At 67.5% G+C, this 12,661-nt stretch carries 12 protein-coding genes; 7 read left to right on the top strand and 5 right to left on the bottom strand.

The genetic code is table 11. From position 1 onward, the window contains the following. Positions 1 to 43 precede the first annotated feature (43 nt). The 4 genes from H7I41_RS13055 (at position 44) to H7I41_RS13040 (ending at position 5,700) form a co-directional block, all read left to right on the top strand. Positions 44 to 616 carry a TetR/AcrR family transcriptional regulator gene (locus H7I41_RS13055; protein ID WP_372503737.1) on the top strand — a complete coding sequence of 191 codons (573 nt, stop codon included), beginning with the start codon at positions 44 to 46 and terminating at the stop codon, positions 614 to 616. A 132-nt stretch (positions 617 to 748) separates the two neighbouring features. Beyond that, positions 749 to 1,195, top strand: coding sequence for an MmpS family transport accessory protein (locus H7I41_RS13050; RefSeq protein ID WP_264013012.1), 447 nt, complete (start codon positions 749 to 751; stop codon positions 1,193 to 1,195). Further along, a complete protein-coding gene (locus H7I41_RS13045) occupies positions 1,192 to 4,053 on the top strand; it encodes an MMPL/RND family transporter (protein WP_264013011.1) in 2,862 nt (953 codons plus the stop codon). Before H7I41_RS13050 ends, H7I41_RS13045 begins: the two co-directional genes overlap by 4 nt. A 48-nt stretch (positions 4,054 to 4,101) precedes the next feature. Then, the gene (locus H7I41_RS13040) at positions 4,102 to 5,700 is read left to right on the top strand and encodes an MFS transporter (protein WP_264013010.1); all 1,599 of its coding nucleotides are present in this window, start codon (positions 4,102 to 4,104) and stop codon (positions 5,698 to 5,700) included. 34 nt (positions 5,701 to 5,734) lie between these two features. Here H7I41_RS13040 and H7I41_RS13035 read toward each other — a convergent pair whose 3' ends face one another. The 3 genes from H7I41_RS13035 to H7I41_RS13025 all read right to left on the bottom strand — a co-directional run bounded on the left by H7I41_RS13035 (position 5,735) and on the right by H7I41_RS13025 (position 6,936). Further along, complete coding sequence (locus tag H7I41_RS13035; protein ID WP_264013009.1) at positions 5,735 to 6,133, bottom strand: type II toxin-antitoxin system VapC family toxin; 399 nt, start codon at positions 6,131 to 6,133, stop codon at positions 5,735 to 5,737. Further along, the gene (locus H7I41_RS13030; RefSeq protein ID WP_264013008.1) at positions 6,130 to 6,390 is read right to left on the bottom strand and encodes a type II toxin-antitoxin system Phd/YefM family antitoxin; all 261 of its coding nucleotides are present in this window, start codon (positions 6,388 to 6,390) and stop codon (positions 6,130 to 6,132) included. Before H7I41_RS13030 ends, H7I41_RS13035 begins: the two co-directional genes overlap by 4 nt. A gap of 141 nt (positions 6,391 to 6,531) precedes the next feature. Then, positions 6,532 to 6,936, bottom strand: coding sequence for a hypothetical protein (locus H7I41_RS13025; protein WP_264013007.1), 405 nt, complete (start codon positions 6,934 to 6,936; stop codon positions 6,532 to 6,534). Between the two features lie 50 nt (positions 6,937 to 6,986). Here H7I41_RS13025 and H7I41_RS13020 point away from each other — a divergent pair, with 50 nt between their 5' ends. Then, the gene (locus H7I41_RS13020; RefSeq protein ID WP_264013006.1) at positions 6,987 to 9,317 is read left to right on the top strand and encodes an AAA family ATPase; all 2,331 of its coding nucleotides are present in this window, start codon (positions 6,987 to 6,989) and stop codon (positions 9,315 to 9,317) included. A gap of 82 nt (positions 9,318 to 9,399) precedes the next feature. On the opposite strand, the gene H7I41_RS13015 is transcribed toward H7I41_RS13020, so the two are convergent. After that, entirely contained in the window at positions 9,400 to 9,738 is a 339-nt protein-coding gene (locus H7I41_RS13015) for a PASTA domain-containing protein (protein WP_264013005.1), read from the bottom strand. A gap of 239 nt (positions 9,739 to 9,977) precedes the next feature. Here H7I41_RS13015 and H7I41_RS13010 point away from each other — a divergent pair, with 239 nt between their 5' ends. After that, entirely contained in the window at positions 9,978 to 10,304 is a 327-nt protein-coding gene (locus H7I41_RS13010; RefSeq protein ID WP_264013004.1) for a hypothetical protein, read from the top strand. Between the two features lie 65 nt (positions 10,305 to 10,369). On the opposite strand, the gene H7I41_RS13005 is transcribed toward H7I41_RS13010, so the two are convergent. After that, positions 10,370 to 10,699 carry a hypothetical protein gene (locus H7I41_RS13005; RefSeq protein WP_264013003.1) on the bottom strand — a complete coding sequence of 110 codons (330 nt, stop codon included), beginning with the start codon at positions 10,697 to 10,699 and terminating at the stop codon, positions 10,370 to 10,372. A gap of 39 nt (positions 10,700 to 10,738) precedes the next feature. On the opposite strand from H7I41_RS13005, the gene H7I41_RS13000 reads away from it, so the two are divergent. After that, positions 10,739 to 11,752, top strand: coding sequence for a TIGR03617 family F420-dependent LLM class oxidoreductase (locus H7I41_RS13000; RefSeq protein WP_264013002.1), 1,014 nt, complete (start codon positions 10,739 to 10,741; stop codon positions 11,750 to 11,752). Positions 11,753 to 12,661: the final 909 nt, after the last annotated feature.

The following is a 12,661-nucleotide window of genomic DNA, read 5'->3' as shown; positions in this document are numbered from 1 at the left end:
CGCACATGCCGATTGGAGTCGCGTGACCCGAAGCGTCGAAGACGTGGACACCCCGTGGTCGCCGCGGGAGTGCGAACTCTTGGCGGTGACCCTGGAGTTGCTTCAGGAGCACGGCTACGACCGGCTGTCCGTCGACGCCGTCGCCACCACCGCGCGCGCGAGCAAGGCAACGCTGTACAAGCGGTGGCCGACCAAGGCCGAACTGGTGCTGGCCGCCTTCGTCGAGGGCACCCGGCACGTCGCCGTCGACCCGGATACCGGCACGCTTCGCGGCGACCTGCTCAAGCTCGGCGAGCAGATCCGCGCCCACGTCAACACCCATGCGGGCACCATTCGCGCGGTGCTCGTCGAGATCTCACGCAGCTCGGAACTCGCCACCACGATGCAGGAGCGGTTCCTCGACCAGCGGAAAGCGCTGATATCCCATGTTCTCGCGCGGGCCGTCGACCGCGGCGAGATCGCGTCGACCGCCGTCACCGAGGACCTTTGGGACGTGCTGCCGGGCTACCTCATCTTCCGCACCCTCCTGAACGGCCGAGCGCCGTCCCGTCGCACCGTCACCGACCTCGTGGACAACGTGCTCATCCCCAGCCTCACCCGTCACAACAATCGATGATCTTGACGCGAGCAAAGGGTTGAGCAGTACGGTCCCGTACCGTACTGTCAACGAAGTTGATATGACTCGAGCCGGCCGGTGGCCGGTCGCCGAGCCCTGCCAACGTGCCGCCGCCCGTCGAAAGGGTCACGTATGCAGCGGGTTTCACTCGGTGGCCGCCTTCTGCGGCAGTGGATGATCCTGGTGGCGATCGTCGTCATCGCCATCGCGGGCTTCGCGGTGTACCGGCTGAACGGCATCTTCGGATCCAAAGATGTCACGTCCACCCCCAGCGGCGCCGCGAACGAGATCGTCCCGTTCAACCCCAAGCGCGTCCTCATGGAGGTGTTCGGCCCACCGGGCACCGTCGCGACCATCACCTACACCGACATCGACGCCCAGCCGCAGCGCGTCGACGGCGCGACCCTGCCGTGGACGTACGACACCACCACCACCCAGCCCGCGGTCTTCGTCAACGTCTCCGCACAGGGTGACGGCGATTCCCTCGGCTGCCGGATCACGATCGACGACGTCGTCAAGGACGAGAGAACGGTCACCCAGTTGAACGCCTATACCTTCTGCCTGGACAAGTCCGGATGAGCCAGCACCTCGCCGAGCGCCCGGCGAAGACCGACCGCGTCGCCACGTGGATCCGCCGGCTGGCCCTGCCGATCGTGCTGGTGTGGATCGCGATCGCCGCCCTGACCAACGTGCTGGTGCCGCAGCTCGAAGTGGTCGGCGAAGCACAGAACGTGGCGTTGAGCTCACCCGATTCACCGTCGCTGCAAGCCTTTCAACGGATCGGCGAGAAGTTCGACGAGTTCGACTCCGACAGCGCGGCCATGGTGGTGCTCGAAGGCGAACAACCGCTCGGCGCCGAAGCGCACACCTACTACGACGAACTCGTCAAGCGGTTCGAGGACGACACCACGCACGTCCAGCACGTCCAGGACTTCTGGGGCGACCCGCTGACGGCCGCGGGTTCGCAGAGCCCGGACGGCAAGGCCGCCTACGTCCAGGTGTTCCTCGCCGGCAATCAGGGCGAGGCGCTATCACTGGAATCGGTCGACGCGCTGCGGCAGATCATCGCCGATACGCCTGCACCGCCGGGCATCAACGCCTATGTCGCCGGCTCGGCCGCCCAGATCGCCGACCAGTTCGAGGTCGGTAACGAGAGCACGGTGCTCGTCACGCTGCTGACCGTCGGCGTGATCGCGGTGATGCTGCTGATCGTCTACCGCTCACCGGTGACGATGATCCTCGCCCTCGTCACGGTGCTCATCATGATGTCGGCGGCCCGCGGAATCGTCTCATTCCTGGCTGATTCCGGATTCATCGGCCTGTCGACGTATTCGACGAACATCCTGACGTTGCTGGTGATCGCCGCCGGTACGGATTACATGATCTTCTGGCTCGGCCGCTATCAGGAGCGGCGCAACGAGGGCATGGACCGCGGGGCCGCCTACCTCGACGCGTACCGCGGGACCGCGCACGTCGTCCTGGGCTCGGGGCTGACCATCGCGGGTGCCGTTGCGTGCCTGCACTTCACCCGTCTGCCCTACTTCCAGAGCCTCGGCATCCCGGCGGCCATCGGTGTGCTCGTCGCGCTGGCGGCCTCGCTGACGCTGGCGCCCGCCGTGCTGGTGATCGGCAGCCGCTTCGGCCTGCTCGACCCCAAACGCAAGACGGCTAAGCGTGGTTGGCGGCGGATCGGCACCGCGATCGTACGGTGGCCGGGGCCGATCCTGATCGCGACGATGGCGCTGGCGCTCGTCGGACTCGGGGCGCTGGGCGGATACAAGGTGAGCTACGACGTCAGCCCGTACATGCCCGATGACGCCCCGTCGAACGTCGGATATGCGGCCGCCGAGCGGCACTTCTCGAAGGCGCGGCTCAACCCCGAACTGCTGATGATCGAGACCGATCACGACCTGCGCAACCCGACGGACATGATCCTGCTGGAGCGGGTGGCCAAGGCCGTGTTCCACACCGAGGGCATCGCGCAGGTGCAGTCGATCACGCGGCCGCTGGGCACGCCGCTGGACCACACGTCGATCCCGTTCCAGATCAGCGCCAACAGCGCCGCGCAGATCAACAACCTGCCGTATCAACAGGCCAGGGCGCAGGACTTGCTCAAGCAGGTCAGCGAGATCAACACGTCGATCGACACCCTGCGGCAGCAGTATGCGCTGCAGCAGCAGTCCGGCGAGATCACCCACGAGCAGAGTGAGGCGTTCCAGAACACGGTGGCGATCGCCGCGGAGCTGCGGGACAAGATCGCCAACTTCGACGACTTCTTTCGGCCCATCCGCAACTACTTCTACTGGGAACCGCACTGCTACGACATCCCGATCTGCTGGGCGTTCCGGTCGTTGTTCGACGCGCTGGACGGCATCGGTGAGCTGACCGATCAGCTGGCCAGTGTGTCGGGGAGCATTGCCAAACTCGATGAGCTGCAACCGAAATTGCTGGCGTTGATACCGCCGCAGATCGCGGTGCAGGAGACCAACCGCGACCTGACGATGACGAATTACGCGACGACGTCAGGGATCTACGATCAGACGCAGAAGGCGCTGGAGAATTCGACGGCGCTGGGCAAGGCGTACGACGCGTCGAAGACCGACGACTCGTTCTATCTGCCGCCGGAGGTGTTCAGCAACTCGGAGTTCATCCGCGGGCTGAAGCTGTTTCTCTCACCGGACGGCAAGGCGGCGCGAATGATCGTGACGCACGAGGGCGATCCGGCGACACCGGAGGGCATCTCGCACATCAACGCTATGCGCGACGCCGCAAAGGCGGCGGTCAAGGGCACGCCGTTGGCGGGGTCGAGCATCTACATCGGCGGGACGGCGTCCACCTACCAGGACATCCAGGAGATGGCGCACTACGACCTGATCATCGCCGGTATCGCGTCGCTGACCCTGATCCTGCTGATCATGATGTTCATCACCCGCAGCATCGTCGCCGCGCTGGTGATCGTGGGCACGGTGGCGCTGTCACTGGGTGCGTCGTTCGGGGTGTCGGTGCTGGTGTGGCAGCACATCCTCGGCATCCAGATGTACTGGGTGATCCTGCCGTTGGCGGTGATCCTGCTCCTGGCGGTGGGGTCCGACTACAACCTGCTGCTGGTGTCGCGGTTCAAGGAGGAGATCCACGCCGGCATCAACACGGGCATCATCCGGTCGATGGCGGGCAGTGGCTCGGTGGTGACGGCGGCAGGCCTGGTGTTCGCGTTCACGATGGCGTCGTTCATCTTCAGCGACCTGCTGGTGCTGGGGCAGATCGGCACGACGATCGCGCTCGGCCTGCTGTTCGACACGCTGATCGTGCGGTCGTTCATGACGCCGTCGATCGCCGCGCTGCTCGGGCGGTGGTTCTGGTGGCCGGTGAAGGTGCGCCAGCGGCCGGTGCCGCAGAAGTTCGGCGACGAGGACACGAAGCAGCTCTCACTGTTCTAGCGCTGGAACCCACCCCTACAGTGACCAGAGGTCCAGACAGGGGGCGGAATGGCATCGGTGAGCACAGCGGCGACGTCGACGTGGGCTCCGCTCCGCTCACCGGTCTACCGCGCGCTGTGGATCGCGCAGCTCGTCTCCAACCTCGGCACCTGGATGCAGACGGTGGGCGCGCAGTGGATGCTCGTCGGCGATCCCCGGGCGGCCGTCCTGGTCCCGCTGGTGCAGACCGCCACGACGCTGCCGGTGATGCTGCTGGCGCTGCCGTCGGGTGTCCTCGCCGATCTGATCGACCGGCGCCGGCTCCTCATCGCCACCCAGGGGGCGATGGCCGCGGGAGTGGGACTGCTCGCCACGCTGACCGGATTCGGGCTGACCACGCCGGCGGTGCTGCTAACGCTGTTGTTCGTCATCGGGTGTGGGCAGGCGTTGACCGCGCCGGCGTGGCAGGCGATACAGCCTGATCTTGTTCCGGCCGAGCAGATTCCGGCCGCGGCGGCGTTGGGCAGCATGAGCATCAACGGCGCTCGGGCGATCGGGCCTGCGATCGCCGGGGTGCTGGTGTCGTTGTCCGGACCGACCCTGGTGTTCGCGCTCAACGCCGTCTCGTTCGTGGGCATCGTGTTCGTCCTCGTCGCGTGGCGCCGCCCCGCCGTCGAGAGCGGCTATCCCCCGGAGCGGGCGCTGGCGGCGCTGAGCGCGGGCGGACGGTTCATCCGCAGCTCCCCCATCGTGCGACGAATCCTGTTGCGGGCGGCGTTGTTCATCGCCCCCGGAAGCGCGATCTGGGGTCTGCTGCCGGTGATCGCGAGCGACCGGCTGGGGTTGTCGTCCGCGGGGTATGGGTTGCTGCTGGGGGCGCTCGGCGCGGGTGCGGTGCTCGGCGCATTCATGCTGTCGCGGCTGCGGGCGCGGTTCGGCCAGAACACCATGCTGACGCTCGGTGCGGCGGGCTTCGCGGTGGCCACCGCGGTGCTGGCGCTGGTGCCGAACTTCACGGTGGTGTTCCTGGCCCTGGTCGTCGGTGGCGCATCATGGCTGCTGTCGCTGTCGACGCTGAATGCGTCGATGCAGCTGAACCTGCCCGCGTGGGTGCGGGCCCGCGGATTGTCGGTGTACCAGCTGATCTTCATGGGTGGGCAGGCGTTGGGTTCGGTGGTGTGGGGAGTGCTCGCGGGGACCACCACCAGTTCGATCAGCCTGCTGGTGAGCGCGGCGCTGCTGGTGGTGTGCGGGCTGTCGTCGTTGTGGTGGCCGCTGCACGCGAACACCGGCAATCTCGACCTGACGCCGTCCGCGCACTGGCCCGAACCGACGCTGACCTTCGAGCCCGAACCGCTGGACGGGCCGGTCATGGTGTTGACCGCGTATCGCGTCGCGGCATCGGACGAGGAAGGCTTCCTATCCGCGATGGCCGTGCTGGGCCGTTCCCGCCAGCGCACCGGGGCCTCGGAGTGGCGACTCTTCCGCAGCGTCGAGCACGAGTCGACGTTCGTGGAGTCGTTCGTCGTGCGGTCGTGGGGCGAGCACATGCATCAGCACTACGTCCGCCTCACCGGCCAGGACCGGTTGATCGAGGAGGCCGTCGAGCGTTACCTCGACGGCCCGGCGGTGTCAGAGCACTACCTGGCGGTGCGCGACAGGAAATGAATTGGACCGGACGCGATTTCGCGAGGGCTGGAATTCACACCCGGATGACGGTCAGCCCGGCGACACCGTCGAGGGCATCGAAGTCCCCGTCCTGGGTTACGACGGCGAGGCCCCGCGACGCCGCAATGGCCGCGATCCACAGATCGTTGATGCGCACCCGACGACCGGCCTCGGCGAGATAGACACGCATCCGCGCCCACATTCGCGCAGCATCCTCGTCAACGGGCAACGCGGCCAGGTCGGAGACGGCGTCGAGTGTGGTCAATCGCTGCGCTCGGGTGTCGGCGTCCGCGGCAGCGAGGACTCCGGTGTTGAGTTCGGCCAAGGCGATCACGGTTGTCGCGACTTCGTCCGGAATGCGCGAAGCATCCAGTGAACGACCGCTTTCGTGGGCGATGAACACCGACGTGTCGAGCACGCCGGCCGCTGTCACCGCAGCGGCTCGAGGTCGTCGGTAGTTTCTCCGGCCAAGGCGGCGAGGTCGTTGCGCAGGCCGGGGTCAGCCTGTGCACGGCGCATCCGGCTGACGAACTCTTCTCTGCTGAGCCAGCGTCGTCGCGCGGGCTCGAAGGGGACGAGGCGGGCGACGGGCCGGCCGTTGAGCGTGACGGTGATGTCCTCGCCCGCCTGAACCCTGCGGAGTAATCCCGCCGTCTCGTTGCGCAGTTCGCGGGAGGCCACTTCGCTCATGCTACGACCGTAGCACTTGTGTAGCACTCACGGCTCGCACCTCTACCTGGGGTCGGCGTCACATCGCGGCCTCCGAGGACGTGCGTTTTGCGCACCGCCCGGTGGACTCGGACGGTGGAACCAAGCTCGGCTTTTTGTCGCCTAGGAGGAGCTGATGGACAGCGCCGCCATCTTGTTGACCACGTCCATCATCCAACCGAAGTCGTCGGACTCGGAGCTCGACGAGAGGGTTGCGGTCTGTCGCGCCTGTGGTGGCTGCGGCGCGATGACACAGCGTTTGACGACAAGGACCGCGTTGTCATCGAGCACCATCCTGCTGCCGGGGCCGGCCCATCTGTCCTTGCACCGTTCGGCGAGCCAGCTCTCGACGACGACGCTGTGACCAGAAACGGTGAACACTGTCGACCCCTCGGTCAGGCGTGCACCGATCTGAAGGTTCGCGGGGTCGCGTGTCCCTCGCAGCCAACGGATCACACCGGCAGCACGCATGAGCGACAGCGGTTCTCCCTCGGCCTGGGACAACACGACGATTGTGTGATCAGCCATGGCGCGGAAGCTACTCCCGACCGGTGACATCGCCGGACTACAGTGCGGCCATGGCAGGCATCGTCCTCACCGACGAGTTCCGTCACGCGCTGGACCTCTTGGCCGGCGGCCGCCACCTCTTCCTGACCGGCAAGGCGGGCACCGGCAAGTCCACGCTCATCCGGTTGTTCATGGCGGACATCGACCGCAATGTCGTGGTGGTCGCGCCCACCGGGATCGCCGCGCTCAACGTCGACGGCTACACCATCCACCGGCTCTTCGGTTTCCGCACCACCACTACCCTCGACGACATCCGCTCCGGCGCATACCGCCCGGGACGGTTCACCAAGACCCTGGCATCGCTGCAGACGCTCATCATCGACGAGGCCTCGATGGTCCGCGCCGACGTCTTCGACATGGTGGCCGCGGCGCTCGAGCGGTTCGGCCCCGCTCCCGGCGCACCCTTCGGCGGTGTGCAGATCGTTCTCGTCGGCGACCTCTACCAACTGCCGCCCGTGGTCAGCGAGCACGAGGCCGGCTTCTTCACCACCGCCTACGAGACGCCGTACTTCTTCTCCGCCCGCAGTTTCGACCGCGACGACTTCCCCACCATCTCGTTGACGACGGTGTTCCGGCAGCTCGGCGACGACCGAATGACCGCCATCCTCAACGAGATCCGCGAGGGCGTGCTACTCGGCCACGCGCAGCAGCAGCTCAACGCCCGCGCCGACGCCGACTTCGTGCCGCCCGACGACGAGTTCTGGCTCACCCTGGCACCGACCAACCGGCTCGTCACCGCACGCAACCGCCAGCACCTCGAACGGCTGCCCGGCGACGAACTGTTCCACCAGGCGCGCGCGTCCGGTGATCTGTCGCTGTTCGATCCGCCGGTCGAGGAGACGCTGCGGTTCAAGGTCGGCGCGCAGATGATGATGCTCAACAACGACCAGGGCGACCGCTGGGTCAACGGCAGCATCGGCCGCATCGTCGGGGTCGGCTACGACCGCTACGGCGCCGTCGTCGAGGTGGAGTTCCCCGACGGCTCCGTCGCCGACGTCGCGCCCTACACGTGGGAGGCCACCCGGCCGGTGGTGTCCGGCTCGTCGCTGGGCCGCGAGATCATCGGCTCCTACACCCAGCTGCCGTTCAAGCCGGCGTGGGCGATCACGATCCACAAGAGCCAGGGCCAGACGCTCGACCGGGTGATCGTCGACCTCACCGGCGGCATGTTCTCCACCGGCCAGCTCTACGTCGCGCTGAGCCGCTGCACGTCGCTGGCCGGACTGGTGCTGAAACGCCCTGTGCTGCCGAAGGACCTGAAGACCGACCGTCGCATCGCCCGCTTTCTGCGCACCGCGAACGGCGGCGTGGGCGCGCGGCGGTACTGCGCGATCGGCATGCTCACCGTCGGCGACGAGGGGCGGATGTCGCGGCCGCGGCCGGTCGAGCTGGCGGTGGCGTTCGACGACGGCACCGCACTCTCGACGCTGATCAACCCGCAGCGCGACCTCGCCGACGCGCGAACGGCGTTCGGTATCACCGTGTCCGATGTGCTGCTGGCGCCGACGCTGCGCGAGGCGTGGGCGGTGATCGCTCCCATGCTGGCCGGCTGCACGCCCGTCGGGGTCGACGTCGACGATCAGCTCGGCCTAATCGACTTCGAGCTCAAACGCCTTGGCTTCGTGACGGCGATGCCGCTGGGCGTCGAGCTGCGCGGTACGCGGATCTCCGGGCGCACGGCGCTGGAGCGGGCCCGCTCGGCCCTGAGCGCCCACGGCGGCATGCCTGCCGAGGACGGGTCGTCACCGTTCGAGGAACCTGACGCCGTCGAGTCGTCCGGCCTGCTGGTGAGCCGTGACCTCGACGCACCCACACCGGTCGCGGACCACCTCCCCGGGCTGTCGGCTCTGCTGCGGATCAGCCGCGATGTCAGCGCCGTGCTGCTGGGCGCGTCGGTACCTCGGGATCTCGACGCGCCGGCGGATGCTGCGGCGCGGCAGTCGGTGGCCGACCAATTGCGGGCGGCGGCGGCGCGGGTGCAGCTGCCGAAGGAGGTGGCGGCACGGCTCGAGGAGGCGTCACGGCTGCTCGGCGTGGACATCGACACGGACGCGCTGTGCGGCGGCGGAGAGGACATCGCGGCAACGCTCACCCCGGGGATGCGGATCTGCTTCACCGGCACCGCGCAGGACAGGTCCGGCCGGATCGTCGAGCGCCCCGAGATGGAGCGGCTGGCCGCCGAGGCAGGTCTGACGCCGGTCAAGACGGTGTCGAAGACCCGCTGCGACGTGCTGGTGACCGCCGAGGTGGGCACGCAGTCGGGCAAGGCGCGCAAGGCGCAGGAGTACGGAAAGCCGGTGTTCTGCGCAGACGACTTCTTCGCCTGGCTGGCAACGCGCTGATCGGTTGTCCTGCACGCGAAAGCGCAGCCATGGTCGTCAACGGCGGCCGATCACGACCGTGGCTTCTCGCTCGCGTCGGTGTCTAGCCGTCGCAGCCGTCGAAGAAGCGGGACACGGACATTTCGATGTCCTCGCTCGGAGTGAATTCGGCTCCGGCGGCGGGAGATTGCGAGCAGACCTCCCAGTACATCAAGTCGATCTGCTTCTGCTTTGTCGGGCCGTCGATGTTGTGAGACTTGATGACGAATGTCGTGTTGGGGTCGAGCTTGTCGATGGTTTTGGTGGCTTTCTGGAGGCTCATCTTCTCGACCGACGGCATGACGAACGTCGGCCCGTCGGCCTGTGCCGGGCCGGCCAGTCCGATGGCAGCGGGGGCAATCAGCGCGAGAGCGCCTGCGGCGCGGAATACGTGCATCTTCATGAGGGCTCCTGTTGTTGCTCGACAGTGGCGCAGACCGTGGGCAGTCGGGTCGCGCGTCGCAGTGCTACAGCGCCGTAGGGCCCGCGATGAGCAGAGAATGCCTGTCACAACCCTGCCAATACCAGGGTTCTCTCATGGCAACATGCTGCCGAGCGGCTGTGCGTTTCAGCGGTTTCCTGTGAATCCGGCGCCGACGATTGTCGCGTCTCATGTAGCCGCGATCGACTTAGGCTCGATGAGTGGATACGTGGTCATCGGCGGACGTTGCCTTCTGGGCGGGATTCGGTGTCATCGCCATCGGTATGGTCGGCGGCGCCTTCCTGTCCACGAGGCGCGACCGGCGGCGGGCGTACTGGATCTGCTGGTTGGCAGGTGGCGTGCTCATGGTGCTCGCCGCCGGCCACGATGCACACCGCGGCCTGACCATCGCGGGGTTCTGCGTCGCCATGTCGGTGATCACCGCATTCTTCAGGTCTCCACACATCAAGATCGGAGGCATCATCTTCGCGGCCTCGCGCGACGACCGGCAGCCCGATCCTCCGGAGGACGACAAGCCGCCGCGATAGCCGTGCCGCGCACGCTCCTCCCGCGACGATCACTACCCCTGGCTTGCGAGCCGCTGACTTGCCGCCTATCCGGTGGCCATGCCGTCGACCACGGCGACGCACAGGTTGGCGGCGATCGCCGCGAGTTCGGCAGGCGTCTCCTTCGGATCGCTGAGCCACGCCTCGATGAGCTGGTTGGCGCCGCCGACCATAGACAACGCCCCACGCCGTAGTGCGTCCGCATCAGGGGTTTCGGCGCTGAGCACCTCGGGGGCGAGTTCGACGATGAGAGAGGCGATCTGGTCCAGAATGTCCGCCCGGTGTTCCACGAGACCCGGGACGGCGCTGGCGTCCACGGTGGCGATGCGGTGGACGTGCGAGTCGGCGGCGATGATCTCCACGAAACGGCCGCGCACGTGAGCCGGGTGGCGTGACGTCGGCGTAGGGTTCGGCTGATGCGCGTCGACGTGATGACGACCCCGCAGCCGCTGGCGCAGATCTCGGAGCTGGCGCGGCGGACGCGGGCGGCGGGTTTCTCCGGGTTGTTGTTCACCGAGACGGGCCGGACGGCGTATCTCAACGCGGCGGTGGCGTCGCAGGCGGCACCGGGGCTGGAACTGTCGACGGGGGTGGCGGTGGCGTTCCCGCGCAGTCCGTTCGTGACCGCGGCGACGGCGTGGGAGCTGCAGGAGGCGTCGGGCGGCCGATTCCGGCTGGGGCTGGGGACGCAGGTGCGCACGCATGTGGTGCGGCGGTACGGGGCGGAGTTCGAGCATCCGGGCCCGCGGCTGCGGGATTACATGCTGGCGGTGAAGGCGTGCTTTGCGGCGTTCCGGACGGGGAAGCTAGATCATCACGGCGAGTTCTACGACCTGGACTTCATCACCCCGCAGTGGAGTGCGGGGCCGATCGACGCGCCGGACCCGAAGGTCGACGTCGCGGCGGTGAACCCGTGGATGCTGCGGATGGCCGGCGAGGTGGCCGACGGCGTGCACGTGCATCCGCTCGGCGAGCCGGGCTATATCGCCAGGCATGTGGTGCCGAAAGTGGCGGAGGGCGCGGCGAAGTCGGGCCGGTCGGCGGACGAGGTCGCGCTGATCGTGCCGGTGATGACGATCGTCGGCGACACTGACGAGGAGCAACACCGCGAGCGCGAGCTGGTGCGGGCGAGCATGAGCTTCTACGGCAGCACGCCGAACTACGCGTTCATCTGGGACGAGGCGGGGTTCGAGGGAACGACGGCGCGAACACGGGAGAGGCAGAAGGCCGGCGACTACGCGGGGATGGCGGCGTGCATCACCGACGAGCACATCGCGACGTTCGCGACCGAGGCGACGTGGGACGGGCTGGCCGGTGCGTTGCAGGAGAAGTATGGCGGCGTGGCGTCGCGGATCGTGCTGTACAACGCGGCGGCGGATCCGGAGCGGTTCGAGCGGTACGGCGAGGTTGCGCGGCGGCTGTCTGTGTGACGAGCGTGTCGGTGGCGGGTGGCAGGATGCGGCTTCCGGAGTGAGAGGAGAGGCCGTGGTCCGGAAGACCCCGTTCATTGTCGCGGCCACGTTCCGGCGTCGGATCATGGACCTCGACCTGAGCCAGGAAGATCGCGAACGGACGGCGGCGTCGGCGCGGCGGCTGGCCGATCGGATGAAACGGCGCCATCCGGAGTTCAGCTATGAGTGGTTCTACGGTGCATGCGGCTTGGACCATTGGGGCGAGCTGCCGCCCGAGTATCCCAACTCGCATGGGCCGGTGTCGCCGAGCGTGAACTGTCGGACCCCGTTCCTATGGTGTGGATCATTGGGGCGAGACGTCCGGTGGGGACTCGGGATTCACAGCGCTCTTCTTGCTGCCGATCGGGCTGGGCGGGATAACAAGTTGGCCTAGGGGATCGTGGGTGCGGCGACGCTTGTCGACGCGATCTTCGCGGTGCGGCCCATCGTGCGACGGAGCGCCGTCAGTTGGAGGCGGAGGAGCGCGACGCCCCGCGCCCGCTCGACGCGCAGACCCGCAGCACTGGTTGACGCTGCCTAGCTACACCGTGGCGTGTGCGGACCGGCGGGGGCGGAGGTCGATGTGCGCCATCGCACCACTACCGAGACTCGACGGCGCGCTCGAACCGGATGACGTGCTGCGGGTCGCTGCAGGCGCATACCCGCCAGCGCAGCTGACGACGTTGTTATAGCTCGCGTGCTGGGGGGTAGGCGTATGGTCCCAATGGCGTTCGTTGGTGTCTTCGGCGCCCCAGGGTGTGAGAACACCGCCGACGCGGACGGCGTCGTGCACACGGCCCGACAGCTGATGGACTACTGCGAGCGATTCCTCGAGCGTCCCGGAGGGTCCGAAACGTCTCTGTGCCAAACCAGTACGCGAGCCGTTTA

Origin of the sequence: [Mycobacterium] manitobense, assembly GCF_025821665.1 — a bacterium.
Classification (GTDB): Bacteria; Actinomycetota; Actinomycetes; order Mycobacteriales; family Mycobacteriaceae; genus Mycobacterium; species Mycobacterium arseniciresistens.
This window is presented reverse-complemented; position numbering and strand designations above follow the sequence as displayed.